General features: G+C 63.9%; 26 protein-coding genes and 2 tRNA genes. 7 read left to right on the top strand and 21 right to left on the bottom strand.

All coding sequences use genetic code 11. The features are described 5' to 3' along the window. Positions 1 to 39: 39 nt before the first annotated feature. Both ACX80Q_RS11125 and gcvH read right to left on the bottom strand, forming a co-directional pair. Positions 40 to 525, bottom strand: a complete 486-nt coding sequence (locus ACX80Q_RS11125) for an FHA domain-containing protein (protein ID WP_459330596.1) — start codon at positions 523 to 525, stop codon at positions 40 to 42. Between the two features lie 151 nt (positions 526 to 676). After that, on the bottom strand, positions 677 to 1,063 hold the full coding sequence (gcvH, locus tag ACX80Q_RS11120; protein WP_459330595.1) for a glycine cleavage system protein GcvH: 387 nt from the start codon (positions 1,061 to 1,063) through the stop codon (positions 677 to 679). 217 nt (positions 1,064 to 1,280) lie between these two features. On the opposite strand from gcvH, the gene ACX80Q_RS11115 reads away from it, so the two are divergent. Genes ACX80Q_RS11115 through crcB form a run of 4 tightly spaced genes read left to right on the top strand, consistent with a single transcriptional unit; the run spans position 1,281 to position 3,354 of the window. Then, positions 1,281 to 2,057, top strand: coding sequence for a hypothetical protein (locus tag ACX80Q_RS11115; protein WP_459330594.1), 777 nt, complete (start codon positions 1,281 to 1,283; stop codon positions 2,055 to 2,057). 12 nt (positions 2,058 to 2,069) lie between these two features. Continuing rightward, entirely contained in the window at positions 2,070 to 2,543 is a 474-nt protein-coding gene (locus ACX80Q_RS11110; RefSeq protein ID WP_459330593.1) for a universal stress protein, read from the top strand. Further along, positions 2,540 to 2,980, top strand: coding sequence for a fluoride efflux transporter FluC (locus tag ACX80Q_RS11105; protein WP_459330592.1), 441 nt, complete (start codon positions 2,540 to 2,542; stop codon positions 2,978 to 2,980). Before ACX80Q_RS11110 ends, ACX80Q_RS11105 begins: the two co-directional genes overlap by 4 nt. After that, positions 2,977 to 3,354, top strand: a complete 378-nt coding sequence (crcB, locus tag ACX80Q_RS11100; RefSeq protein ID WP_459330591.1) for a fluoride efflux transporter CrcB — start codon at positions 2,977 to 2,979, stop codon at positions 3,352 to 3,354. The genes ACX80Q_RS11105 and crcB overlap by 4 nt, the downstream gene beginning before the upstream one ends. A 10-nt stretch (positions 3,355 to 3,364) precedes the next feature. Here the strand turns inward: crcB and ACX80Q_RS11095 are convergent, their stop codons facing one another. The 8 genes from ACX80Q_RS11095 to ACX80Q_RS11060 all read right to left on the bottom strand — a co-directional run bounded on the left by ACX80Q_RS11095 (position 3,365) and on the right by ACX80Q_RS11060 (position 10,190). Continuing rightward, on the bottom strand, positions 3,365 to 3,832 hold the full coding sequence (locus ACX80Q_RS11095) for a GNAT family N-acetyltransferase (RefSeq protein ID WP_459330590.1): 468 nt from the start codon (positions 3,830 to 3,832) through the stop codon (positions 3,365 to 3,367). Between the two features lie 281 nt (positions 3,833 to 4,113). Next, positions 4,114 to 4,189: transfer RNA gene (locus ACX80Q_RS11090), tRNA-Lys, on the bottom strand. A gap of 121 nt (positions 4,190 to 4,310) precedes the next feature. Continuing rightward, on the bottom strand, positions 4,311 to 4,505 hold the full coding sequence (locus ACX80Q_RS11085) for a hypothetical protein (protein WP_459330589.1): 195 nt from the start codon (positions 4,503 to 4,505) through the stop codon (positions 4,311 to 4,313). A gap of 45 nt (positions 4,506 to 4,550) precedes the next feature. After that, positions 4,551 to 5,195, bottom strand: coding sequence for a hypothetical protein (locus ACX80Q_RS11080; protein WP_459330588.1), 645 nt, complete (start codon positions 5,193 to 5,195; stop codon positions 4,551 to 4,553). After that, on the bottom strand, positions 5,192 to 5,566 hold the full coding sequence (locus ACX80Q_RS11075; RefSeq protein ID WP_459330587.1) for a hypothetical protein: 375 nt from the start codon (positions 5,564 to 5,566) through the stop codon (positions 5,192 to 5,194). Before ACX80Q_RS11075 ends, ACX80Q_RS11080 begins: the two co-directional genes overlap by 4 nt. A gap of 3 nt (positions 5,567 to 5,569) precedes the next feature. After that, positions 5,570 to 7,435 (bottom strand): S8 family serine peptidase, encoded by a 1,866-nt coding sequence (locus ACX80Q_RS11070; RefSeq protein WP_459330586.1) that lies wholly within the window; start codon positions 7,433 to 7,435, stop codon positions 5,570 to 5,572. A gap of 39 nt (positions 7,436 to 7,474) precedes the next feature. Further along, positions 7,475 to 8,533, bottom strand: coding sequence for a hypothetical protein (locus ACX80Q_RS11065; RefSeq protein WP_459330585.1), 1,059 nt, complete (start codon positions 8,531 to 8,533; stop codon positions 7,475 to 7,477). Between the two features lie 61 nt (positions 8,534 to 8,594). Further along, positions 8,595 to 10,190 (bottom strand): serine hydrolase, encoded by a 1,596-nt coding sequence (locus ACX80Q_RS11060; RefSeq protein ID WP_459330584.1) that lies wholly within the window; start codon positions 10,188 to 10,190, stop codon positions 8,595 to 8,597. Between the two features lie 196 nt (positions 10,191 to 10,386). On the opposite strand from ACX80Q_RS11060, the gene ACX80Q_RS11055 reads away from it, so the two are divergent. Next, on the top strand, positions 10,387 to 12,186 hold the full coding sequence (locus ACX80Q_RS11055) for an acyl-CoA dehydrogenase (protein ID WP_459330583.1): 1,800 nt from the start codon (positions 10,387 to 10,389) through the stop codon (positions 12,184 to 12,186). Positions 12,187 to 12,195: 9 nt separating this feature from the next. Here the strand turns inward: ACX80Q_RS11055 and ACX80Q_RS11050 are convergent, their stop codons facing one another. From ACX80Q_RS11050 to ACX80Q_RS11000, 11 genes are all read right to left on the bottom strand, one after another. Continuing rightward, positions 12,196 to 14,169 (bottom strand): PKD domain-containing protein, encoded by a 1,974-nt coding sequence (locus ACX80Q_RS11050; RefSeq protein ID WP_459330582.1) that lies wholly within the window; start codon positions 14,167 to 14,169, stop codon positions 12,196 to 12,198. Positions 14,170 to 14,383: 214 nt separating this feature from the next. Next, on the bottom strand, positions 14,384 to 15,004 hold the full coding sequence (locus tag ACX80Q_RS11045; protein ID WP_459330581.1) for a GyrI-like domain-containing protein: 621 nt from the start codon (positions 15,002 to 15,004) through the stop codon (positions 14,384 to 14,386). A 208-nt stretch (positions 15,005 to 15,212) separates the two neighbouring features. Next, positions 15,213 to 15,286: transfer RNA gene (locus ACX80Q_RS11040), tRNA-Pro, on the bottom strand. Positions 15,287 to 15,434: 148 nt separating this feature from the next. After that, positions 15,435 to 16,991 carry a ribosome biogenesis GTPase Der gene (gene der / locus ACX80Q_RS11035; RefSeq protein ID WP_459330580.1) on the bottom strand — a complete coding sequence of 519 codons (1,557 nt, stop codon included), beginning with the start codon at positions 16,989 to 16,991 and terminating at the stop codon, positions 15,435 to 15,437. Between the two features lie 2 nt (positions 16,992 to 16,993). Then, entirely contained in the window at positions 16,994 to 17,710 is a 717-nt protein-coding gene (locus tag ACX80Q_RS11030) for a lysophospholipid acyltransferase family protein (protein ID WP_459330579.1), read from the bottom strand. Next, positions 17,707 to 18,414: a (d)CMP kinase gene (gene cmk, locus ACX80Q_RS11025; protein WP_459330578.1), complete on the bottom strand. Its 708-nt coding sequence runs from the start codon at positions 18,412 to 18,414 to the stop codon at positions 17,707 to 17,709. The genes ACX80Q_RS11030 and cmk overlap by 4 nt, the downstream gene beginning before the upstream one ends. Further along, the gene (locus tag ACX80Q_RS11020) at positions 18,411 to 19,514 is read right to left on the bottom strand and encodes a prephenate dehydrogenase (RefSeq protein ID WP_459330577.1); all 1,104 of its coding nucleotides are present in this window, start codon (positions 19,512 to 19,514) and stop codon (positions 18,411 to 18,413) included. The genes cmk and ACX80Q_RS11020 overlap by 4 nt, the downstream gene beginning before the upstream one ends. A gap of 8 nt (positions 19,515 to 19,522) precedes the next feature. Further along, entirely contained in the window at positions 19,523 to 20,839 is a 1,317-nt protein-coding gene (locus tag ACX80Q_RS11015; RefSeq protein WP_459330576.1) for a pseudouridine synthase, read from the bottom strand. A gap of 36 nt (positions 20,840 to 20,875) precedes the next feature. Further along, a complete protein-coding gene (scpB, locus tag ACX80Q_RS11010; RefSeq protein ID WP_459330575.1) occupies positions 20,876 to 21,520 on the bottom strand; it encodes an SMC-Scp complex subunit ScpB in 645 nt (214 codons plus the stop codon). Then, a complete protein-coding gene (locus ACX80Q_RS11005) occupies positions 21,517 to 22,437 on the bottom strand; it encodes a segregation and condensation protein A (RefSeq protein WP_459330635.1) in 921 nt (306 codons plus the stop codon). The genes scpB and ACX80Q_RS11005 overlap by 4 nt, the downstream gene beginning before the upstream one ends. A gap of 28 nt (positions 22,438 to 22,465) precedes the next feature. Beyond that, positions 22,466 to 23,347 carry a ParA family protein gene (locus ACX80Q_RS11000; RefSeq protein WP_103466289.1) on the bottom strand — a complete coding sequence of 294 codons (882 nt, stop codon included), beginning with the start codon at positions 23,345 to 23,347 and terminating at the stop codon, positions 22,466 to 22,468. Between the two features lie 167 nt (positions 23,348 to 23,514). Between ACX80Q_RS11000 and ACX80Q_RS10995 the strand changes: the two genes are divergently transcribed. Both ACX80Q_RS10995 and ACX80Q_RS10990 read left to right on the top strand, forming a co-directional pair. Continuing rightward, positions 23,515 to 24,252: an ABC transporter ATP-binding protein gene (locus ACX80Q_RS10995; RefSeq protein ID WP_459330574.1), complete on the top strand. Its 738-nt coding sequence runs from the start codon at positions 23,515 to 23,517 to the stop codon at positions 24,250 to 24,252. Between the two features lie 6 nt (positions 24,253 to 24,258). Beyond that, entirely contained in the window at positions 24,259 to 25,890 is a 1,632-nt protein-coding gene (locus ACX80Q_RS10990; RefSeq protein ID WP_459330573.1) for a DUF6297 family protein, read from the top strand. Positions 25,891 to 26,017: the final 127 nt, after the last annotated feature.

The following is a 26,017-nucleotide window of genomic DNA, read 5'->3' as shown; positions in this document are numbered from 1 at the left end:
GGCGTCCGGCAGCGGCGTTCACACTTGCCACCCTCGCCCCTAGGAGTCGGCAGCGGGTTCGCTGGCACTGAAGTAGTACGTCAAGCGGAACTTGCCGATCTGCACTTCATTGCCGTTGCGCAGGCGCACCGAGTCAACCCTGTCGCCGTTGACGTAGGTGCCGTTGAGGCTTCCAGCGTCGAGGACCTCAAAACCGCCGTCACACTTCATGAAGTTCACGTGACGTCGCGAAACTGTCACATCATCCAAGAAGATGTCTGCGTCCGGGTGACGCCCTGCCGTGGTGACGGCACTGTCCAGCAGGAACCGCGCCCCCGCGTTGGGTCCAACGTGCGCAATGAGAAGTGCGGAACCGGCGGGCAGCGAGTTCACGGCATTTTGCTCGTCCGGTGCCAGCACGGGAACCGATGTGGGACCCCCTGTTGCCACTGATGGAAGCGCAATTGAGGTGGTGTCCGTGGCACCAGGCTGGTCCTGGGAGTTCGCCTGACCCGTAACCCCGGCGTCATTACTCCTGTCAACCATTGGTACTCCTCCTAGCAGAAAATGATGTTGGGAATTCTGTTGAGTTCCCAAGTACTACAAACGTACGAGCGCTGGCTGGGAAAGGCCTGCATGGCACCGCTTGCCCCGTGGTTGTGGAGCAGCGGACACCGCGCAATCAGTCCTAGTCTCCCTAGCCTACCTTTTCTTGGTACTGGGCTGCGCTGAGCAAAGCGCCGTAGCTGGCGGCGTCGGAAAGGGTGATTTCCAGCAACCAACCGGCGCCGTAAGGGTCGGAGTTGATCAGGGACGGATCTGCATCAAGTGCCTCGTTGCGGGCACTGACAACACCGCTGAGGGGGGCGTAGATGTCGCTGACGCTCTTGGTGGATTCAACCTCTCCCACCACGGTATCGGCTGTGACGTCGCTACCACTCTCGGGCACCTGGACGTAAACAACGTCACCGAGGGCATCTTGGGCGAAATCGGTGATGCCCACGCGCACCACACCGTCCGCGGAGGGCGCCGACACCCATTCGTGCTCTGCTGTGTAGGACAAGTCTGCGGGAATGTTGCTCATGGTGGGCACCTTTCAGGGTTCATCGCGGCCGGGCGAAGAATATGACTAATCAAAAAACATGTGGAACTAGTAGAACACGGAGCTGGAACATCGTTGCTTTCCATAAACCATTACCAGTCTTTAGTGTGCGGGCATTATTCACAAGTCGAAGGTACTTTCTAGCAAAACTGGTCCGACTTTTCTCCGCGAGCGGCGTCATCTCTGCGATGATTTAGCTATGACCGATTCCGTATCCCCCACTCCGGCCAGCGCTCCATCGACCCCGCAGGGCGCCGACGGGAACAAGAACACGAAGGCCGGCCTGCCGCAGTGGCTGCTCCTGACCATTTTTGGCGTGGGCGCGGCCGCACTGCTGGTGGTTACCTACCTCATCGCCTCGGTCACGGTACCGCTGGTGTGGGCCAATGCCATTCGGGACCAGGTGGGCGGCCAGCTGGGAAACAGCATTCCGCTGGGACTGTTCTACGGTTTCACTTTCACCTTCATTCCCGTTCTGCTGGTGTGGCAGGCCCGCCGCAGCAAGCTGAACAAGTGGGGACGAATTTTCCTCCTGGGCCTGGGCCTGCTGCTCACCCTGCCAAATCTGCTCACCCTGGCAGTCCTGTACGGAAACACGGGAACTGCGACCGACGCGCGGGCCATCTGGGCCACGAGCAACGCCAATTGGTTCGGCACCTGGAGCCAGCTCTTCATGGTGCTTGGTGTGATGAGCGGAGTGGCCGTGATAGTTCTGGGCCGCATGTTGTTGCGCCGTGGCAAGAGAATCCGAGAATACAAGGCTGCACAAAAGCTTGTCCGCGAGGAAGAGCTGGCCCAGGCACGCGCGGCCAAAGAAAACGCCAAGGCGGCTGACAAGCAGGCCCGCGAGGATACCCGTGCCGCCGCAAAGGCGCAGAAGGCGGCAGCCCGCGCCAACCGCCGTCACCCGGGCGGCCCTCCCGGCCCTGCCGGCCATTCCGGTGCCGGTACTCCCCCTGAAACACCTCTGGCCTAAATGGGTGCGTCAATGACTTGCCTGCTGGTGGGCGTCTACCCCGGACAGCCGGCCGTAGTGCTGGATGAGGCGGCACAATTGGCCACCGCCTTGGGGTGCCCGCTGGTGTGCGCCTATTCCAACCCGGCCCGGTACCTTCTCAGCGAGGCCGCGGACGGAAGCGTCACCTCGGCGCCCATTGACCCCGATTTCGCTGACGACGCCGATGCCCAATTCCCCACCCGGCTTGCGGCCGCGCTGGCGGAACAGCTGGCCGGCGTGCCCGTCGCGTGGCGGACTTTACTTCTGGCTGGCGACCCAGCACAGTCCCTGACCCGCTGCGCCAACACCCTGGCCGCCGGCATGATCGTGGTGGGTACGCACGGCGACGCCCGCGCCTCGCTGCGCCAGGTCTTCAGTCACTCCGTCGCCGCCAAGCTTGCCCGCCAACAACACCGGGCCGTCCTGGTCATCCCCACGCACCACCAGCTGCCGGCGGCCACGTGAGCCTCCCGTTCCTGCGGCCGCAGTCCTTGGCATGGGTGGCGCTTGGGGGCACTCTTGGCGCGGCGGCACGCGAGGGCCTGATCCTAGGGATGCCCGACGCCGGTGCGATCCCTTGGGCAATAGTCCTTGCGAACCTTGTGGGTGCGTTCCTCTTGGGGTTGCTCTATGCAGCCTTGTCCACCATGCCCCCGGGTCACCCACAGCCCGCCAGGCGTCTGCGGTTGCTCCTTGGCACCGGCTTTTGTGGCGGCTTCACCACCTACAGCACCCTGGCCTTGGGTGTCGTCTTGCTGGCCGGCTCCGCAGGAGTGTTCTGGGCGGCCGCCTATGGCCTGGGGACAGTTTTGCTTGGGGCACTGGCCACCTGGGCAGGGATGGCAGTGGGCACCTTGGCGGGCGCCAGCGAAAGCCCGTTGAGAGCAGGCGATCAGCGATGACACCACTTGTTTTTCTGGCCATTGCTGTTGCCGGCGGGGTGGGCGCGGCGGCCCGCTTTGCCCTGGACGGCTTCATTGGCCACAAGCTGCAAACCACTTTTCCCTGGGCCACCTTCAGCATCAATGTCTCCGGATCCCTGGCTTTGGGCCTGGTGTCCGCCGCGGCAGCGGGGGTCCTGTTGCCGCAGGAGTGGTCCCTGATTTTGGGTGCCGGGTTCCTAGGCGGCTACACCACCTTCAGCACCACCAGCCATGAAACCATCCGGTTGCTGATGGACCAGCGCATTCTGGCCTCGGCTGCCAACGCACTGGGCACCTTGGCGGCCACTGTTGGTGCTGCGGCGTTGGGATACTGGCTGGGAAACCTGCTCTGAAGCCGCGAGCCTAGTCCGCCTGCCCGGCTGACCAGCCCATGTGCAGGAGCGGGAACGGCTGCCCCTGGGCGTCGGTTTCCGAGCGGCCCCGCGGCGTGAAACCGCGCCTGATGTAAAAGACGGCAGCCCGCGGGTTTTGTTCGTTGACATCCAAGGTCAAGGCTGTAAACCGTTCCTTGGCCCAGTCAATGAGTTGGCTGCCAATGCCCATGGACCTCGCCTCGTCGGCCACGAAGAGCATGGCAATTTGCTGGGCCTGCATGCCAATGAACCCCACAATGCAGCCGTTGAGCTCGGCCACCTGCACCCTGAGGTTTGGCAGGTAGTCATCGCGAACCACCGGTTCCAGCCGGTCAATGACGTCCAGGGGCAGGAAGTGGTGTGTTGCCTCCACGGAGTCACGCCAGACATTAGTGAGTTCTTCCAGGTCCTCCTGACCGCGACTTTCGCGCAAGGTCACAACGGGTGCTGTTTTCATGGTCCCGCATCGTCCCCTGGGCTGGTCTTGGTGGTGAGGGCTTCAGCGTGTCCGTCGCTGAGCAATTATCACCCTACAGTCAGGCCATGGCCGAGGTGCCCAATGAGATCAAAACGTTATTGCCAAGGCTTGTGCATGACATATTTTCCGCGTCGGGGGCCGTTGTGGACTTTTGCCCATGGCAGGCCTACAGCGAATGTCCACAACGGCCCCCGGGACACCTCAGGACAACAAAAAACCGCTCCAACACCCATTGCTACAGGTGTCGAAGCGGTTCTCGTTGGTGCACCCCTCCGGACTTGAACCGGAAACCCATTGATTAAGAGTCAATTGCTCTGCCAATTGAGCTAGAGGTGCATGTACGGCATTTACTGCTGTCAACAAGGTCCCCGAGGGGAATTTGTTAGGGCGACCCGCACAGCATCGGCGAGATACTGTACGAGCCTAACCGCCGCTAACCCTGAGAAGGGCGCCTTGGCTACGTAGAACAATACCTGCCCGCGGCAGGATCATAGGCATTGAAATAGCCAAATGAGGTCAAGGTCACTTTGCCGGTAAATGTGCCGTCAGTCGTACCGCAACAACCCGTCCCGACACCGGCAGCGACTGGTCCATGACGCCGGGCCAATCCGCCCATGCCGATCCCCTCGGCCAGCACAGGCTCGTTGTTCATGGACGCTCCTGCATCGTCGCCGTGACTTTCACCGTGAATCCGTCGTCAGCCGGCGCGGAAACACAGCGCCGAAATGATGCGCAGGCCATGCTCAGCGACAGGAACCGTTTCATGCGGCACCATCCCGCCCAACAGGACAATGCTCTGCCCCGGGACGGCTTTCACCATGCCCGCGCCACCACTCGGGTCCCTGCGCACCGCGTCAAGGTCCGCACCCCGGTAGCCGGGGTGGACCAGCAGCGCCCCGGCCGGATCATCCGGCGGCGAATCATCGCGCAACACGGTGATCAGGGTGACGTCGCAGGCGTCGATGTCCAGGTGCAGCCCCAAGTAGTCACCCGGGCGCACGTAGTAGCTGTAACTGCCGCGCCCTCCGGTGGGTGAAACCGGCGCACCGCACAGCGTCGACAAATAGCCGGACAGCCAGGGGGCGCCATAGAACGCATCCTGCACGAGTCCACCGCCTGAGGTGAAAAGCTGCCGGGGAGGTGCTCCCCCTCGGCCGGTGGCCCCGTCGCCTTGGTCCACCCGTTGCTCGTCGGCACCGGGATACAGCACCATGGCCTCGGCCAGCAGTTCGGCGGCCTGCGCCGCCCCGGGCAACCCGTCCACCACTATCACTCCCCCGCCCTGAGCCAGGTTGCCCATGGCGAGGCGATCCGCGGCCTCGCTTCGCAGCTGTGTGCTCACCCGTCACCTCCCATCAATTCTGCCGGTGGTTCAAACACCACGGCGCGCACCAAGGCCCGTTCGTGGTCCGGCAGTCCGTCCAGCGGAAGCTCGGTACCCCCGCCAGCAGTCCAGCCACCATCCGTGGACTGGACTGGTGTGACGCCAAAGTACCGTTGAAAATCACTGACAAGCCCCTCGATGGAAAACGAGAGGCCCACTGCCTGATGGACGGCGAACCCGGCTGCGGCCAATTCGGTTTGGACCGCGGCAACGGCGGCGCTCCCCGGCAGGTGCCGGGCCAGCCCCGCAGCGGTCAGTTCGCTGTCCAGAGGCGGGCCGGCTGGTGATTGCAGGATCACCAGCGCAACCAGCTCCCCGCGTTCGCCCACAGTTCAGAGCTCCGGCGGTTGGGGCGACTCGATGATGAACCGTTCGATCTCCGCCACGTCATGGTCTGTCAACGGCATCCCCTCAGATTCGCCCCGCCCGTCGTCGTCCTGTCCAATGATCGGAGGAATCGGCCCAAATGGCGGCCGGAAAGGCAGGATGGGCACGATCGGGCCAAACGGGGGCCTGAACGGGATCACCGGAACGATCGGCCCAACGGGTGGCCGGAACGGGATGATGGGCACGATCGGCCCCACCGGAACAATCGGCCCCAACGGCGGCCGGAACGGGATGATGGGAACAATGGGCCCAATCGGCGGCAGTGGACGAACCGGGCGCACGATGCGGCAGCGCAACTTGGCGATGAGCACCGCCCGGTGGGCGTCCACGAGACCGTTGCCGGTGGCGGTGTCGGGGCCAACTACGGCAGCGTTGCCGTGGTTCGGATGGTTGGTTCCGGTGGTGACGTCCCGGGCCGTGGTCATGAGGATGTCCCGGATGGCGGCCGGATTCAACCTGGCGCACGTTTGCCGGATCAAGGCGCAGACTCCTGCAATCTGTGGCGCCGCAGCCGAGGTGCCGCTAAAGGCAGCCCAGCCGTCGGTGGTCAGCGTCTGGTCTCCGTTGGGGTGTGTGCCGCCGCCGTTGCCGACGTCGATGGCGCACCCTTCGGGGATGGGCAACATGATGTACATGGCCCGGGGCAGCATGCCGACAAGGCCCGACACGTCGGGCACCCGCCGCCCGGCATAGATGTTGGACATGAAACCGCTGGTGTAGTTTGAGGCACGCAGCGCCCCGTTGCGTTCGCGGTTGACGCCGCCGACGGAAATAACATCCGGATGCTGGCCTGGGAATCCCCAGCCGCCGTTCCCAGCCGAGAAGACTACAGTAATTCCGCCAGAAACAGCAGCAGCGACGGCCGCCGCCAGTGCCTGGTTGGCCGCACTCAACGGGCCGTTCTGCTGGTCGGATCCCCAGCTGTTGGTGATGATGTCAGGCTCCAGGGCCACGGCGGCATTGAAGGCTGCGGTGACGTTGACGAGTGCGCCCGTCGCCGTCGCCGTCTTGACGGGGTACAACGTGACATCTGGTGCCGTGGCGAAAATGTTGGCCGATTCGCCGGTCCCATGCCCGTTCTCGTCAACAGTGGGGTCAGCCGTGCCCGGGCCCAGCGTTGTGGGCTGCACCCGGTAGCCGTGCTCGGTGAAGAACGGGTGTGTTTGGAATCCGGTGTCCACCATGGCCACCTTGACACCCTTGCCGGTGATGCCAGTGCGGTGCGGCTGTTCGGCGTTGAGCCCCACGGACACGTCGTCGGGGACGTTCAAATGAAAATAGTTGACTGTCGGCGGCAGCGAGTCCGCCGTGTGCAGGTAGTAAGGTTCCTCGATGGCGATGCCGTCCAGCACGCCCGCAAAGGCTGTCCCGGCCGGATCGATCAAACCCGAAATTTCCGTGTCCGCGTTGTCGATGAAAGTGGCCAACCCCTCGACTCCACCAGGCTTGTGGACGAGCCGTTCCTGGGTGTAGAGGTGGGCGCCGAACGCCGAATCAAACAAGGCGCGCGGGCCGCAAAAGTTGACCATCAGATTGGTGGCCTGGAGCACCTCGAAGCCTGCTTCACTGAGAGCCGCCATGGCTCTCACGACAACGTCGTCGTCGGAGACGTGCAGCCCGAGCGTGTCCACGGTGGGCACCAGGCCCGGGGTGAACATCGAGAGGCTGGCGGACAGCGGCGAAGCCATGGCGAAGATGCGGTCTGGGAATTGGTTTTCCGTGGGCGGTGAGGACGCCTTTGCTTTGCCCTTTCCTCCGCTGTGGGCCGCACCTGGGCTCGCGCTCTTTTTGCCTGCTGGTTTGCTAACCATGACTCTCCCCTTATAATCGTTTACCCTTGATGATCGATGTCAATGACTGCTGGCGAGGCTGCCGTCGAGCCAGCGTGTAATGCTGTCTTGATTGCCCGAGTAGTAGTGGCACAACGTCCAGCCGGCCCGGTCCGGGTCGGTGGCCGTGAATTCCCCGTTCTGTGCCACATCCGCTGGACTGAAATCTGCGGTGCGCAGAGCGGGCAGGGCCCCCAACGCAAGCCACGTGGCGATCTCTTCCAGGATCCATTGGTTGGCCGAGGGGAACGGGAGCGCCTGGTCCAACTGCGTGGCTGTGGCCAGCTGGGAGGCCCCCTCGACGCCGTCGAGCATCCCAAAGCGGGCATCGGTGCGGTGCCCCGGGTGCAGCGACATCCACAGCAGCAACTGCCAGGCGCACTCAACAAACCAGCCCTCCACACGTGAAAGTTCCACCCAGATCCGGTGGTTGAGCAGGACCACGCCGGTGTTGAACGGGGGTACCGCGGCCACCCCCATGGCGGTGCACAGGCGCCCCAACGCTGGCTCGTCCAGGAACGAGGTGTCCGGACCGTGGTGGCTGCGCGAGCTGTGAACCTCCTCGCGGGCTACGATGTCGGGATCCCCATAGCTTCGAAACAGGTGCTCGACGTCGGCCCGGAAAACGGTGTCGCAGTCGCTGTACAGCACCTGCTGTGCAGGAGTGTGTGCAAGCCAGGTGTTGTTCAGAAATTTGTGCAGCGTGGGGTACCTGGCCAGAACGGGCCAGCCTCGTGGACACAATTCCGCCAGCCGGTGCGCGTAGTCGCCCTGAAGTTGCAGGCAGGCGCGTTGTTCAGCACAGATCCGGACAAGGTGCGGGGTGGGTGTGCCGTACAGGAAGACGACGACGGCGATGGTCCCGTTGTGGCGGCGGAGGCTGGCCAGGCTGCGTTCGAGTTGATGCAACAGCCCTTCTGGATTGTCGCCGTCGGCCAACGAGACTGAATAACAAACTAGGCGCTCAGTCTCGTCCATCAGGTCCTCCAGGAAACCCATCCAACGGTGCCACCACTGGCCATCGATCCCCGCACCGCAGTGGTACTGACAAGCATCCTCGGCACCGTCCCTGCCCGTCAAGAATTAATTGCCCGCACCAGGGCCCCGATGACGAATGTTAGCCATTCGGACAGGGCAGGCGCTACTGGCGCACCCAGGTCCCCAAGCCCTGCGAATCAAAGAACTCCAGGCGCAGAGTTGGCCGCCCCACAGCGTCCTGGGCAAACGTTGCCGAGGAGCGGGACCCGGCGGGTGCATTCTCGCCCGTGGGGACAAACGCAAACGTGTTCGCATCCCAATGCTCCAGCGCAAGCACGTACGTGCCACTCGGGCCCAGGGCAACGGTGAGTTTTCCGGCGTCGAACGTCACTGTGGCCGGGCCGTGGTAGGCGTTGACGTAGGAGCCAAGCAGGGAATCCAGCGCGGTCGACGGCGCCGGGTTGGTGGGTGCCGTGGCGTCGACCAAATCCCCTGCAGGGGCCGTGAGACCCGCCAGAGCCCCCGCGTAGTCGCGTACCCAGTCCCTGTGGCTGGCACCAAATTGGGCGTAGTCCATGAAACCAGCGGCCACGGCCTCGGCCACCCCCAGCGGTGCGGCATTGGTGAGCACCACAATGCCCAGGTCAAGGGAGGGAATCATGGTCATGGCAGTCCCGGCGCCCAGGACGAACGCACCCGAGTGCCCCAGGCTGACCCTGCCCCCGGGCTGGGTGCCCACATTGAAGCCGAATCCGTAGTTGCCGGCTCGCTGGTCCGGGAACGCCGAATGGCCCGAGGTTGTCTGGGCGGAGATGGCCGGCAGCAGGGCCTGGGCCTTGATGAGTTCCCGCCCCTTCCAGGTGCCCTGACCCAGCACCAGTTCCATCCAATTCGCCAGGTCCTGGACGCTGGAGCTGACCCCTCCGGCCGGTGATTGGGCGTCGGCGTCGCGCTCATAGAGGGCGGCGAAGCCGCTAGAAGTCTTGGCATGGAGGGTGGCACGGTTGTCGCGGGCCAGGAAGTCGGTATGGCTGGAGCTGGTTGAGCCCATGCCCAGCGGCGCGTACAGCTCATCCCGGGCCAGGTCTTCCCAGGCGACACCGGCCCTCATGGCCACAGCCTCGGCCCCCGCCGTCATGCCGAAATTTGCGTAGTTGTAGGTGATGCGGAAGGGATCCAGCGGCACCAATGCCAGCCGCTCCAGGATCTCGGCCCTGCCGTAGCCGATGTCCTCCAGGCTGTCCCCCGCGGCCTTGGGCAGGCCCGAGCGGTGGGAATACACATCACCCACAGTCACAGCTTTGCTGACCCATGGATCCGACAGCGTGAAACTGGGCATCAGGGTGGCGATGGGCGTTTCCCAGCCCAGGACCCCCTTGGATACCTGGGAGGCCACCACTGTGGCGCCGAGTGGTTTCGACAACGAGGCGATTTGAAAAACGGTGCCCGGGTCGATGACTGCCGCCTCCCCGAGCTTCCTGACGCCGTAGCCCTGGGCGAAGACCGTCCGTCCCTTGTGCGTCACGGCGACTGCCATGCCGGGGATGTTGGAAGATTTCAGGGCCGCTGCCACAATGTCCGGGAGCTCCTGCAGCGCCGTCTCAACAGAGCCTTCCGGAGCTGCAACGACGTCCTGGCCGGGTGCCTTTCCCGTGCTGATCTCCACGGAGGACCGAGTTGGCTCGGTGCATGCCGAAAGCGTGAAAGCCGCCGCCACCGCGATGGCCGTGCAAACAGTGGTTGTCCCCCGTTGACGCATGCCTGCTCCCTAATGTTTGATGGAATTCCTGTGCCGCAGCCTTGAAACCAGTAGATCAAGGATGCGCAGTGACTGTCGAGGCTTGCGGACGGATTTCCCGCGAGACCGCCCACCCCCATCCTGTGGCGCGCGACACATTACTGATGGGTAACTAGAATCCCCCACAAAACAATTGGGCCGATGTACGCTGGCGTTTATGAGCCACTACCAGCCTCCCCTTGCCGACATTGCCTTCGCCCTGGAACATGTTGTGGGATACCCCAGCATCGCCAAACTCCCCGGATTCGAGCATGCGGACTTTGAGACGGTCATGGAGCTTCTGGAGCAGTGCGGGGAGTTCATGGCCGAGGTTGTGGCGCCCACCAACCGCCAAGGCGACACCGAAGGGTCACGGCTGCTGCCCGATGGCGCGGTGGTGACACCCAGCGGGTTCAAGGAGATTTACCAGCAGTACGTCGACGCCGGCTGGGGCTCGGTGCCACTGCCGGAGGAGTATGGCGGCGGCGGATTCCCGCGGACGGTTGGCCTTGTCATCCAGGAACTCATGACCAGCGCCAACATGGCATTCTCGCTGTGCCCGCTGCTGACCCAGGGAGCCATCGAGGCCCTGCTGCACTACGGCGACGACGCCCTCAAGCAGCGCTACCTGCCCAAGATGATCAGCGGTGAATGGACAGGCACCATGAACCTGACCGAACCCGCGGCCGGGTCCGACGTCGGGGCGCTCACCACCCGTGCCGTGCCCCGGGCCGACGGCAGCTACGCCATCACGGGTCAAAAGATCTTCATCACCTACGGCGACCACGACATGGCTGAACAGATTGTCCACCTGGTATTGGCCCGCACGCCCGGAGCCCCCGAGGGAACCCGTGGCATCTCCTGCTTCATTGTGCCCAAGTTCCTGATCAACGACGACGGCTCACTCGGTGCACGCAACACCGTCCAGACAGTGTCCATTGAGCACAAGATGGGAATCCATGCCTCCCCCACTTGTGTGCTTTCCTACGAGGACGCCACCGGCTATCTCATCGGCGAGGAGAACCTGGGCATGCGCATCATGTTTGTCATGATGAACAGTGCCCGGCTCGGGGTTGGCGTGCAGGGCCTGGCCGTTGCAGAGCGGGCCTACCAGCAATCCCTCGCCTATGCGCAGGAGCGCCGGCAAGGACTGGCCATCGGGGCGTCCGGAACCAGCTCGGCTATCATCGATTTCCCGGACGTGCGGCGCATGTTGTTGACACAGCGCGCCCATCTGGCCGCCATGCGCTACCTCATGCTGCTCGACGCCAGCTACGTGGACAGGAGCACCCACGATCCGGACCCGGCCGTGCGTGCCCGGGCAGCCGAGATCGTTGGCCTGCTCATCCCCATTTGCAAATCGTTCGGCACGGACCTGGGCAACGAGCTGACGTCACTTGCGCTCCAAATCCAGGGCGGCATGGGCTTCATCGAGGAAACCGGGGCCGCCCAGCACGTCCGGGACGTTCGGATTGCAGCAATCTACGAGGGCACCAACGGAATCCAGGCCGCGGACCTGGTGGGGCGCAAGCTCGGCATCCGCGGCGGGGCATCCGTCCTGGAGTTCCTCGCCTCCATGCGTGAGGTTGAAACCGAGCTGACCCAGGGCGGTGCGGCGTTCGCCAGTATCGGGGCGGAACTGGGCCGGGCGTTTGACGCCCTAGAAGAGGCCACCCGCTGGATGTTACGCACGGGCACCACTGACCCTAATGCGGTCCTTTCCGGCTCGACGCCGTTCCTGCGCATGTGGGGACTGTGCACCGGCGCGTGGATGCTGGCCCGGGCGGCTCTGGCAGCCGCCGCCACAGACGATGCGTCCTTGGCGCAGAGCCAACTGGTGCTGGCCCGGTTCTATGCGGAGCAGCTGCTCCCGGCGTCGACCGGTTTGCTGGGAGCCGCCACGGCAGGTTCGCAGGACCTGTTTGCCCTGGACGCGCACCAGCTCGCCGGCGTTGCCGCCCCTCGGGTCCGGAGCTAGCACCCACAATTAAGGTGCTGTTGCCTTCAGGTTGTCCAGGAGCACCGTCAACGGAGCGTTGTTGGCGGTGCCGGAGAGGTAGGTGGCTACGCCCACACCGCCTGGTCCTTGCAGCGCCGCAGTCGTGTCGGTGATGCTGCGCTGCCACGTGGTCGGCTCGGGATTGCCCAGCTCCCACACCCTGGCCCTGATGGTGGTGGGCGACGTTCCCGTCACCTGCAAACGCAGAACCAGCTTATCGCCCACCGCGTAGTTGAGACCGGCAATGGTCACAGATGATTGGATAGTGGTCTCGGCACCGTTCGCGGCAGTCCTGACCAAGGACAACCCCACGGACCCGTTGGCGGCCAGAAGAACTTTTGCACGGTACTCCCCCGCCACAGCAATTCTGCGCCCGATGCCACTCACATAGAGGCCCGAACCAGAGGCCGGCTTGTCGGTTGCCAGTTCCAGATACAGTTCTGTGGCGGATGAGGACACCGTTCCGAGGTATCCGTTGAGGCCGCCACCGGCCGCCGGGATGCGGATGCGCCCTGTCCCTGCGGCAACTGAGTAGTTGGCCGCGCTGCCGGTGGTGGACCAGGGCCCGCCGGTGTCGGCCACCCCCAGACCGTTGGTGACTGTCCGGTCAAAAACATCCTGCGCCAGCAGACCCACCACCGGATCGGTCACGGTCACCGATTGGACGACGCTTCGACTGGAACCTGCGTTATCGGTCACCGTGAGGGTCACCGGGTAGGTCCCTGGGGCCGCATAAGTCCTGCTGGCCGGTTGGGTGGTGCCGCTGCTTGAGTCGCCGAAGTCCCACGCGTAGCTGACGATGCTGCCGTCAGGATCGGTCGAAGCCGCCGCATCAAAACTGCAAGCCAGGGCAAGGCAGGAACTGGTGAAGGCCGCCGTGGGCGGCACGTTGGCCCCGGCCGGGGCGATGCTGAAACTGTCTTGGAATGATCCAGCTGTGGCTACGAATCCAGCAGTCATGCTGGTGGCCGTGAATTTCAGGTCCAGCAAACCATGACTGGGTGTGGCATTGAGCCCGGACGACGCCGCAAAGTAGGGCGCCTCAGGATCCGCAGCATTGACGTCACGCAGGGTGACACCGCCGGTGCCAAGCGTGGTGAAGACGGTGCCGGCACCCTTGCCCAGCGAGTTGTCCCCGTCCGCGACGCAGGCGGTGTTGAAAACGTTGACCACCAGCCCGGAGCAGCCGGCCGAGGTGGCCAGCTGCTTGGTCCGCTGGTACAGGTGTTCATGGCCGTTGAGCACCAGGTCCACCTTCTTGCTCAGCAGCAAATTGGCGATCGGAGCACCCGAGGCACACACATACTGCCCCATCGACAGGCAGGGAGTGTGCATCCCCACCACCACCCAAGGGATCGACGCCGAGCGGGCGCCGTCTATGGCTGCCGCGGTCCAGTTGTAGCGGGGGCTGCCCACGGAATAGTCCCAGGTGCCGTCGGAGAACGGGATGCCCGGTGCGATCATGACGAACCGGACCAGCGGGTTTTGTTCCGGAACATCCACATAGTACTGCCGCGCGTAGGACCCCACAACGCCGGGTAATTGGTTGGGCAGGCACGCCGCAATGTCGTTGATGTTGCCGTTCTGGCCGTTGCTCTCGTGGTTGCCTGAAATGAGTTCGAACGGGAATCCTGCGCCGGTGCGTGAGGTGACAAAGTCGCACCACTGCTGCTCCGCCCCGGTGGCCCCGTACGTCAGGTCACCCAGGGCGAGGTGCAGGTCGGGGGCAATGGTCCCCACTCTTGAGATGACCCCTGCCGCGGCGGCACTGCTGGAGTAGTCGCCGGCTGCCGTGACGTGAAGTTCGCCTGGTGTGCCGGGAATAGGCGCCGCTGGCAGCTGGGCGGGTTGGACGGACGCGGTGCCGGCAAGGTTCGCCGCCAGCGGGCTCAGGGAGGGTCCCGCCCCGAGAATCAACACAATACTGGCCAGCACAGCTGTCAGGATTCGACCATTGCTCATGACGCACTCCAAAGAACACAGTTCCGGATACCGTATCCGGCGCCGATTCCCGCCAAGGAAGGGGCACCGAAGCCACCCACAGGCACATGGGCTGACACAGTGTGAGACCGCACTAGCGCATGAGGTCATGGTAGCCCGGGGCGCGGCGGCTGCACAGCACTTGGGGGCGGTTAAATTATTCGCTGCCTGACTGCGGGTCCAGGAAGGGCAGGCTTCAGCGGCGGACTACTGGCTGGCGCAGAATGGTTTTGAGTTTCTCCGGCGCGGCACGGCGGGGATCGCCCAGGTAAATTTCGTGGTGTTTGCCATTGAAGGCCAGTCCGTTCGCCGGCATGAAGCGCTCGTGCAGGCGCGCCAGGGTGGGGGCCTCGTCGTCGTACGGACCTATATGGAGGATCTGCACGCACAGCCCCTCTTCCAACTCCATGACTCGCAGCCGGTCCAGGCCGGGCAGGGCCTTCTTCTTCGCGGCAGCCTGCTCGACGGCGCCCGCCACCAGGTCCTGGGTGATCCAGCCGGGCTGGCTGATCATCATGGTCCAATCCCACTGGTCCTTGTCCCCGGCCGTAAATGCGCCCATATCTGCCGCCCACCACAGCCCCTCCAGCGGCGCCACCACAAAGTCCCGCCCCAGTCCGTTTTTGCTGGCGAATTTCACGCCGTAGGCCGTGGCGTAGAGAGCCTCGAGCGCCTCGGTGTAGGCGGCCGACGTCCCGGGGTTGCCGTGCCCGTCAATGGCCAGGTACTGGGCCCAGGGCACGTCAACGAGGGAAAAGTCCTTGGCACTGGGCGCAAAGAGCTCCTTGTGAGCCTTCTTGACGTCGTACTTGTCCATTTCCTGCACCCTTCACTCCGCCGTCTCCGTGCCACCAGTCTAGGATGACGCCGGAACCAATTAGACGTTCCGGTCAGCGACGCCGAAATGGTGATCCGCGCTCGATAAATCAACAGCGGATAACCGTTTCGATAGCGCCAAGCGTTTAAGCACCAAAAAACCCGCTGTTTCTCAGTCAGAAACTAAGAAGCAGCGGGTTTTTGTTCGGTCGGGCTGACAGGATTTGAACCTGCGACCCCTTGACCCCCAGTCAAGTGCGCTACCAAGCTGCGCTACAGCCCGAAAGCTCAACCTCGGAGAAGATATCTTCACCGGCTGAACCAACGACAAAAAGTTTACCCCATATTTTAGGGCACTTTGACCAATCCACATGTGATGGCCATCTCACTTCCCGGCCGGAGTTGCTGCCGGCCGGGAAATGAGCGCATTCTTACTTCTTTTTGCTGCGCTTTTCACGCACGCGCATGCTGACCTCGATGGGCGTGCCCTCGAAGCCAAAGGTCTCGCGGAGACGGCGTGTGATGAAGCGGCGGTACCCGGGGTCCAGGAAGCCCGTGGTGAACAAGACGAACTTCGGCGGGCGACTGGAGGCCTGTGTGCCGAACAGGATGCGCGGCTGCTTGCCACCACGGACCGGGTGGGGGTGCTCGGACACCAATTCGCCCAGGAACGCGTTCAGGCGACCCGTGGGGATGCGGCGGTCCCAGTTTTCCAGCGCCAGGTCCAGGGCCGGCACCAGCTTGTCCTTGTGCCAGCCGGTTTTGGCTGAGATGTTGACCCGTGGTGCCCACTCAACGTGGGCCAGGTCCTGCTCGATTTCGCGTTCCAGGTACTTGCGGCGTTCGTCGTCCAGCAGGTCCCACTTGTTGAACGCGAGCACCAGGGCGCGGCCGGATTCGATGGCCAGCTGCAGGATGCGAACATCCTGCTCGCTGAGCACCTCATCCACCGCCAGCAGGACTACGGCAACTTCCGCCTTTTCCAGGGCACCCTGGGTGCGCAGGGAGGCGTAGAAGTCGGCGCCCTGTGCCATGTGCTGGCGACGGCGGATGCCTGCAGTGTCCACGAATTTCCAGGTGCGGTCGCCCAGTTCAATGAGCTCATCAACAGGGTCGCGCGTGGTGCCGGCAACGTTGTCAACAACAACGCGTTCGGTGCCGGCCAGCTTGTTCAGCAGGGAGGACTTGCCAACGTTCGGGCGGCCAATCAGGGCCACGCGACGCGGTCCGCCTGTGCGCTCAATGCCGGCGACGGCGGAGAACTCGGGCAATACGTCCATGACAACGTCCAGCATGTCGGCAACACCGCGGCCGTGCACAGCCGAGACGGGGTGCGGCTCACCCAGGCCAAGGCCCCACAGTGAGGCGGCGTCGGCTTCCTGGACCAGGTCATCAACCTTGTTGCCCACCAGGATGACGGGCTTCTTGGACTTGCGCAGCATCTGCACAATGGCCTCGTCGGAGGCGGTGATGCCCACTACGGAGTCAACCACCAGCAGGACGGCGTCGGCCATCTCCACGGCAATTTCAGCCTGCTCAGCCACGCGCTGGTCGATGCCGCGGGCCTTGCTTTCCCAACCGCCGGTGTCAACCAGGGTGAAGTTGCGCCCGTTCCAGGTGGCCGGGTACTGGACACGGTCACGCGTAACGCCGGGGGTGTCCTCCACGACGGCTTCGCGGCGGCCCAGGATACGGTTCACCAGGGTGGACTTGCCCACGTTGGGGCGGCCTACAATGGCTAGTACGGGGTCCTGGCGGAGCGCGTCTTCGCTGGTTCCGTCGTCGAACTCGCCGGAGAGCAGCTTGGCGTCTTCCTCGTCGAGTTCGTAGTTGGCCAGGCCTGCGAGCAGGCCGGCGGCGCGGGCTTCGGCGTCCTCGTCGGTGATTTCCGCAAGCCGCTCAGCAATGTGGTCAGCTCCCGTGGGCTCGTAGTCCCGGTGACTAAACTCACCCTCATCGGGGCGCGTGGCAGACTGTGAGTCGCTCATGGTTACTGTCCTTCTTGCTTAAGAGGTGTGTCGTCATCCGCAGGTAAATCCTGGCCTGTGACCGCTACTGCGGCAGCAATATGGGCTGCCAGCCGCAGACGGATCGCATCGGTTGCTCTGTCCATTGAAACACGCCCGGAAACTCCCGGCTCACGTTCAATGGTCATCGCTTCTCCGAAGACCACATGCAGATGCCGGCGAGGTGCCGGAATTTTGTCTCGATGTTCGCGCTCAACCCGGGTTCCCAGGATGGCGACAGGGACGACGACGGCACTTGAGTTCAGTGCCAGCCACGCCACCCCGCTGTTCATGCTTGCGGCATCCCCGGTCCCCCGGGTGCCTTCGGGCAAAATGCCCACGCAGTCATTGCGGTCAAGGACAGCCTTGGCATGTTGCAATGCCGCCCTGTCCCCTGCCCTATTGACGGGAATCTGACCCGAGGCATGCAATACCCAGCCCAGGAATCCCTTAAACATGTCGTGGCGGACCATGACATGCATATATCGGTTTGCCGCACCCACCATGACGGGGCCGTCAAGGTAGCTCAGGTGGTTGGCGGCGAACACCACCGCACCGTACGTTGGAATGTTTTCCCGGCCGTGCACAGTGGTTTTGTACACCACATGGTCCAATACCCGCCCTAGCGGCCGGCTCCACCGGGTCTTCCAACGCGGCGGGGCCGCACTCAGGCTCCACAGTGGTTTTACCGCAGGGCTCATGCAGCGGGACCTTCGTTCACAGCCGATCGCACCACATTGATAACCGCCGTGACAGTTTCCTCGAAGTCAAGATCCGAGGAATCAACCGTGTAGACACCATCCGCCGCGCGTTGGAAGTCAACCACTGTGGAATCCTTGGCGTCGCGTGCAAGAACCTGCTGGACCAGCTGCTCGGCACTCTGGGTGCCGCCCAACTGGATTCCCCGGCGTCGCATCCGGGCTTCCTCACTGGCTGTCAGGATCAGGCGGGCCTGCGCCTGCGGGGCCACCACTGTGGTGATGTCCCGGCCCTCCACCACAATGCGGTGGCCGCACTGGGCAATGATGGCCTGCTGGCGGCGCACCAGTTCCTTGCGCGCACCCAGGTTGGTGGCCACGGCGCTGACATTCTTGGAAATTTCGGGATCCCGGATGGGTTCCGTGACCGTGATGCCATTGACCTTAACGAACTCGCCGTCGGGGGTGAGGTTTTGTTCAAGGGTGATGGTGCGGGCGGCAGCCTCTACGGCGGCTGCATTGTTCAAGTCAATGCGGCCGTTGAGGCAATGCCACGTCAGCGCCCGGTACATGGCACCGGTGTCCAGGAACGCCAAGCCAAGCCGCTTCGCGACAGCCTTGCTGACACTTGATTTGCCGGATCCCGAGGGCCCGTCAATGGCTATTACCAGGGGCTTGCCCTGGCGCAACTGCACACTAGCTGTCACTGAATGACCTTCCAACCGCGTTCCGTCAAATCTTGCACCAAATTCACACGCTTGGACGGCAGCACCGAAAGCTCCACCATCCCCACCTGCAGCCCGGCCGAATGGTCCAGGCGAAGATCCTCCACGTTGACGCCAATCTCACCGATCTCGGTCAACAATTTTGCAATCTGCCCAGGCTTGTCATCCACCAGCACCGTCAGCCACGAATACTGCTGAGGCGGGCCGCCGTGCTTGCCGGGAATCCTGCTCTGCCCCGCGTTGCCTTCAGCCATGAGCTGCGCCAAATCCAGGCGCGCACCCGGGGCTGTTGGTGCGCTGAGCGTGTTGATCAGGCGGTCCAAATCAAGCCGGACACCCTCCATGATCGTGAGCAGTTTGGGGGCATTGGCCCCCAAAATCTGCACCCACAGGGAGGGGTCGCTGGCGGCGATGCGGGTGACATCGCGCAAGCCGTTGCCCGCCAGCGACAGCGCGTGCGCCGGCGTTTCCGCCAGCCTGCTGGCCACCAGGGAGGACATGATCTGCGGCAAGTGCGAAACCAGCGCCACAGCTTCATCGTGTTCCTCGGGAGTGAAACGGAACACCACGGCATCCAGGTCAATGGCCAGCGAATGGGCCACCTTGATGGCGTGGGCACTGCTCACCTGAGAGGGGCACAGCACCCACGGCATCGAGTTGAACAGTTCCCCGCGCGCAGCCACCGGCCCGGAACGCTCCCGCCCGGCCATGGGGTGGGTGCCCACATAGCGCTGCAGCAAATCCATGTCCGCACCCACCAGGGCGCCAAGTTCTTCCAGCACAGCAAATTTGACGCTTGCAATGTCCACTACGACGGCGGACGGGTACCTTCGCAGGGCTGCGGCCACCACTGTGGCGCTGACGTCCGGCGGCGCGGCCACCACCACCAGCTCAGGATTGAGCGGCTCGGCACCGTCAAAGGCACGCCCTGCGCCAATGTCCACGGCCACTGCCTGCGCCGACGGCGAGGGGTCGCTGAGCACCACATCCACGCCGCGGGCACGCAGCCCGAGCCCAATGCTGGCTCCCAGCAGTCCACTGCCAAGAACCAGCACGGGCCCCAATAAGTGCGAAGGATTCATGGGTTTGTTTACATTCCCACGTCTGCGAGCAGGTAACCCACCTCGTGGCGGCCCAAAACGCGGACGCTGCCCTGGCGCTGGTCACCCAAGGCGATGGGGCCGAACTTGACGCGCACCAGGCGCTCCACGGGGTAACCCACGGCGTCAAACATGCGGCGCACAATGCGGTTCTTACCGGAGTGCAAAACAACCTCAGCCAAGACGTGGCCGGGGGTGGAGTCCACCAAACGGAAGGAATCCACACGCTGCCAGCCGTCTTCAAGCTCCACGCCGTCCTTGAGCTGGGCACCAACACCCTGCGCCATGGGGCCCTTCACCTGGACCAGGTAAGTCTTGGGGATACCGTATTTGGGGTGGCTCAAGCGGTTGGCAAGTTCGCCGTCGTTCGTCAGGAGCAACAGGCCCTCGGTGGCCGTATCCAAGCGGCCCACGTGGAAGAGGCGCTCGGCGGTCTGGCGCTTCTTGAGGAAGTCGCTGATGCACGGGCGGCCTTCGGGGTCATCCATGGTGGAGACAACGCCCTTGGGCTTGTTGAACACCATGTACACCATCTGGTCGTTGGTCTGGATGGTCATGCCGTCAACTGTGATGTCAACGGTTGCCGGATCCACGCGCAGGCCCAACTGGTTCACTGTGACGCCGTCAACCTGGACGCGGCCCTCAAGGATCATGTCCTCGCACAGACGGCGCGAGGCCACACCTGCCATGGCCATGACCTTCTGCAGGCGCACACCCTCGGCATTGTGAATGTCAATGTCGTCCGTGGTGGTCAGCGGACGGCGGTTCTGCTCGGTGGGCCGGTTTTTGCTGGAGGTGACGGTGCGGCCGTACTGCTCGTTCTTAAACGGGCGGGCGCCGGTCTGGCTGGGCTTGCGTGCACCGGGCTTGCTGGCGGCGGACTTGGGGCCGCCCAGCTTGGAGCCGCCGGAGCGGAAACCGCCCTCGCTGGCAGCCTTGGCAGCATTGGCCGCCCTGTCGGAGTTGTAGCCGGCAGCGCGCAGGGCGCCGGGCTTGATGCCGCCATCGCTGGAGCCGCCGGACTTGCTGTAACCACCGGAGCGGTAACCGCCCTCGCTGGAGCCGCCGGAGCGGTAGCCGCCCTCGCTGGAGCCGCCGGAGCGGTAGCCGCCCTCGCTGGAGCCGGCGCCCTTGTAACCGCCGGACTTGAATCCGCCGGACTTGGGGGCACCGCCCTTGTAGCCGCCGGACTTGGGGGCGCCGCCCTTGTAGCCGCCGGACTTGGGGGCGCCAGAGCGCGGATTACCTCCACGCGGCTGGTTCTGCCCGGAAGAGTTTCCGGAGCGGTGCGACGGTGTCGGTGTCATGGGAATATCCTTAAAGTACTAAATGTTGTGGTCAAGCTAAAAGTGTGAATCATCGATTTCATGAAGGTTTTCCAGACCGGGCAGGTGCTGCGCAATTTGCGGCAACTGATCCACGCTACCCATCCCCAGCCGTTCTAAAAAGTACGCCGTGGTGCGGTACAGGAATGCCCCGGACACCTCATCGGTGCCCACTTCCTCAATCAGTCCGCGCTGCGCCAGCGTCCTCACCACGGAGTCCACGTTTACGCCTCGAATGGCGGAAACACGGGCCCGCGAAACTGGTTGGCGGTAAGCAATCACCGCCAACGTTTCCAAGGCCGCCTGCGTGAGCCGGGCTGTCTGGCCGTCCACAACAAACTGTGACACGATATCGGCGTAAGCAGCTCGTGAATAAACACGCCAACCTCCGGCAAGTTGCCGAAGTTCAAAGCCGCGAACCGGTACGGTGTCACCCTTCCTAGTATAGCCGTCGTACTCCCGTGCCAGTTCGTGTAATTGCTCACGTATTGCCGCAGCCGGCAAACCCACCACGGCGGCCAGGGCTTCCTCGGTGACAGGCTCGTCCACCACCATGAGCACGGCCTCCAGCGCAGCTCTTACGCCGTGGGCCGTTTCCAGCAGTTCCGCAGCCTCTTCGGGCGCAGCCGTGGATGCGTCCACGGTGTTTGATTCTTCGCTCATGATGGCACCTCCGCGCGCTGACGTTCCGGGGATTCTCCATGGGCCTGCCCGCGCGGACCCTCATCGTCAAAGTCGCTGTCAGTGGCCAGGGTGTGGTGCGCGCCAGCGCTCCACCGCACCAGCAGCTCACCCAGCGGATTGGCCTGTACAAAGGTGACCACCTGGTCCCGGAACAGTTCCAGCAGGGCCAGGAACCGGGCAATCACCACCATGGAGGAGGAGGCGTCGGCGCTCAGAGCGGCAAAGGACAGCGGGGCGCCGAGCCAGCCGGCGGCACCGGGATCGCCGTCGTGGGGCATGCCGGCTGTGAGCATGAGCGTCATGATGGCCGCCTGCTCCCGCACGCTCACCGGCTGCACATGCAAATGCGCCAGGCCCACCTCGGTGATGGGTGCCTGTTTGGGCTCCATGGCCTTGGCGGCCAATTGCGCGAACTGTTCGGGGGTGTGCCTCCACACCAGTTCCGGCAGCAACGCGGCAAAGTGCGGTTCCAGCCCCGCTTGGCGGGGGAAGCGCTGCGCTTCGCGGTCAAGTTCGGCGCCCAGCAGGGCGGCCACTTCCTTGAAGGCCTTGTACTGCAAAAGCCGTGCGAACAAGAGGTCACGGGCCTCCAAAAGGGCCAGGTCGTCGTCGTTCTCCACCTCGCCGGCGGGCAGCAGGCGGGCAGCCTTCAAATCCAAAAGGGTTGCGGCCAGGACCAGGAATTCGCTGGCTTCATCCAGCGCCCACTCCTGCCCCAGTTCCTGCAGAGCCTTCAGGTAGCTGATGAATTCATCCGTGACGGTGGCGATGGCCACGTCCGTGATGTCCAATTCATGCTTGGCAATCAGGCCAAGGAGCAGGTCAAAGGGACCGGTGAAATTATCCAGCCGGACTTCAAAACGCTGGGGGCTGTTGGCCTGCGTACGTGCCGCGATCCCCGCGGCGTGTGATGGCGAAAGCAAGTTAGGGCGAGCCGCCCCGGGCGATCAGTTCCTTGGCCAGACGGCGGTAGGAATCGGCGCCCTGGTGGTTGGCGGCGTAGGAGGTGATGGGCTCGGCCGCAACGGAGGCGTCGGCGAACTTGATGGTGCGCTTGATGACAGTCTCAAACACCTTGTCCCCAAACGCTTCCACCAGGCGGGCCAGCACTTCACGCCCGTGGAGGGTCCGCGCGTCGTACATGGTGGCCAGGACGCCATCAACCTGCAGGCCGGGGTTCAAGCGGTCCTGAACCTTGTCAATGGTTTCCACCAGCAAAGCAACGGCGCGCAGGGCAAAGAATTCACAAATCAGCGGAATGATTACGCCGTGGGCTGCCGTGAGCGCGTTGACAGTCAGCAGGCCCAGGGAGGGCTGGCAGTCGATCAGGACAACGTCGTAGTCGTCCTCCACCTTGCGCAGGGCGCTGGCCAGGACCTGTTCGCGGGCAACCTCGTTGACCAGCTGGACCTCGGCGGCGGAGAGGTCAATGTTGGCGGGGAGAATGTCAATGTTCTCCACGTCGGTGTGAATGATGGCGTCACGAATGTCCACCTTGCGGTCCATCAAGACGTTGTAGACGGTGATGTCCAGCTCGTGCGGGTTGGTGCCCAGGCCGGCAGAGAGCGCGCCCTGCGGGTCAAAGTCGACCAGGAGGACCTTGCGGCCTGCTTCTGCGAGCGCGGCACCCAGGTTGATGGTCGACGTCGTTTTTCCCACGCCGCCCTTCTGGTTGACCATGGCAATAATGCGTGCCGGGCCGTGGGAGGTAAGAACCGGGGGCTCGGGGAATTCCGTCAGGGGTCGTCCGGTTGGGCCCAGAACGTCCTCGCCCACGAGTGCCGTTGCACCCTGCTCGTTGCTCACCTGTCAGTCCACACTTTCGCTGCTTTGTCCTTACATCACTTCCAGTGACAAGGTTACCGGGTTGGGCGGGCATGTTTTGAACATTTGACCGTATTGGGTTTTGAGCCTTGACCCTCAAGTTGAGGCTGAATGTTCGGCGCGGGGCCGCGAGCCTATACTTCGAGGTGATGAGCAAAGTATCCAATTCCTCCCCTCTTTCGAATCCGGCCCAGCACCAGGATGTGGTGCGCGCAGAGAAGCTCCAGGCCGGCTACAGCGGCAACCCCGTCTGTGGTGTGGTCAGTTTCAGTGTGCACTCGCACCAGTCCCTTGCCCTGGTGGGTCCCAACGGCGCGGGCAAGTCCACTGTTGTCAAAACGGTGGTGGGCCAGCTGGAGGCGCTCTCCGGGGTGACTCTCATCAACGGCGCCGAGGTGGATGATCGGACCCTGAACTTCCGCCGTGAAGTGGCCGTGGTCTTTGATGACGACGCGTTCTTCCCCGCCCTCACGGTGGAGGAGCACCTGGCCATTGTGTCCGCAGGGCACGGGGTGGAGGACGTCGAGGAGGTCATAGCCGCGGAACTGGAGTTCTTTGGACTCACCGGGCAGGCCACCTCACGGCCGTACAACCTCTCCTCGGGTCAGCGCCGGCGCATGCTGCTGGCTTCTGCCTTTGTGCGTCCCCGCTCCCTCCTGGTCCTTGACGAGCCCGAGCAGCGCCTGGACACCGCCATGCGGCACAAGCTGGCCGCCAGGTTGCGGGCCGAGGTGGATGCCGGCCTGGCACTGCTGGTAGTCACCCATGATCCGGACTTCCTCACCACAGTGGCCACCAAGGCCCTTTTTATTGCCGACACCATCCATGTCATGACGCCCCAACGTGCGGCCGCCGCCATCGCCTCCGAGAACCCGTACGCGGAGTAGCCACCCATGAGCCTGCAAACACGTGAGCGCTTCAGCGCGAAAGAAATCCGGCAGTACACCTTCAAGGCCGGGCTGAGCCGCACCGAGGGTGGCCTGATGGAGCTTGTCTCCGAGGTGTACACCTCCATCCTGGGCGCCCTGACACTGCTGGCCATGGCAGGGGCGCTCATTGTTGCCCTGCGCCACAGTCTGGGTGTGGGCACCGAATCAGCCCTCGCCGCCATGGCCGTTGCGCCGGGCTTCCACTCCGTGACGCTGCTGCAGGCGAGCGCCACAGTCCTGCTGACCCTGGCTGCAGCGTTGCTGAGCGTTGAGATGACCATGGGACCGGTGGCCATGACCTTGCCGCAGACCGCGTGGTGGCTGGGGCTGCCCGTGCGGCGCAGGGGTTTCATCCAGCCGGGTTTTTTGAAATCGCTGCTCTGGCCCACCATTGCCGCCATCCTGATGGTGGTGCCACTGGCCCTGGGCATGGCGACTAGTCCAGCCCCCGGCAACATTGCCTTGGCGGCCCTGTGCGGCGTGGGCCTGGCCTGGCTGCTGTACGGCCTGGCGGGGTGGTGCCAAATCACCAACTCCGGCGCGTGGCTCAAGCCCGTTATGGGGGCCATCACCCTGGTGGCTCCGCTGACCCTGGTGGCCACGGCCCTGTACAACAATGTGGCAGGTTCCCGTGCAGTGACGGCCGGGCAGACTGCCTGGATGGAGTACCTCCCCACCAGCTGGCCCCTGTTGGTGGCCGACGGCGCACGCTGGCCGCTGCTGGTAGTGGCCCTTGCGCTGGGACTGCTGACCCTGGTCTATGTGAACCTGGAGCGCATCACCACGGCACAGCTGAAGGCCAGTGCGGCCGCGGGCGCGTACGCTGCCAGCTCGCTCCTGTCCATGGATGCCACGGAGCTCTCACGCTCCCTGAGCACGGGCCCCGCCGTGGGCCGAAGCACGCTACGGCTCCCCATGGTTTTCAAGAAAGGCTCAGCTGCCTCACGCAGCATCAAGACGTTGCTCAGCACCCACGCCACCATGGCACTGCGCTCCCCACGCACCCTGTTGCGTGTCCTGGTGCTGGCCGCCATCCCGGCGTCGCTGGCTGCCGTTGAATTCCTAGGCAATGCGGTCTTGATTGCCGTGGTGCTTTTCCTGTGCGCGTATTTTGCTGCCACAGCCCTTGGCGCAACCGCCCGCTTTGCCGCAGGCAATCCAGCCGTTGATGCACTCATGCCGCTGCCGGCCAAGACGGTTCACCGGGTGCACTTTGTGATTCCAGCCCTGGCCATGACGCTGTGGGCGGCCGTGTGCTTTGGCTTGCTGCTGGCCCTGGGCGTGGGCTCCCCTGACCTGCTGGTTCTGGCGCTCTTTGCCGGTCCGGGCTTGGGTGCGGTCACCTTGCGGGCAGCGTTTAGGCCGGCACCGGATTGGAACATGCCGGCCGTTGCGTCCCCCACGGGCCCCATCCCCACCGGGGCCATCCGCTCCTTCTTGTCCGGTCCGGACCTGACACTTATGGTGTTCCTGCCGGTGCTGATCTGCCTCATCTCCGGCGGTGTGCCCGCCGTGGCGTTCCCGGCCCAGCTGACACTGTCCTACCTTGCCTTCCTGTGGGGAACGCACGTGCGCAAACCCAAGCCAAAGAAGTAGCCCGTCCCGTCCCATCCCGTCCCGTCCCCCACCGAGTCTGACCGAGCGCCGGGGGGGGGAGGGGGGGGGAAAAGAGGGGTTTCGCGTGTGTGGGTGGGGGGCGAGAGGGGGGGGGGGGGAGGGGAGG

This window comes from Arthrobacter sp. HLT1-20 (genome assembly GCF_054510895.1).
This window is presented reverse-complemented; position numbering and strand designations above follow the sequence as displayed.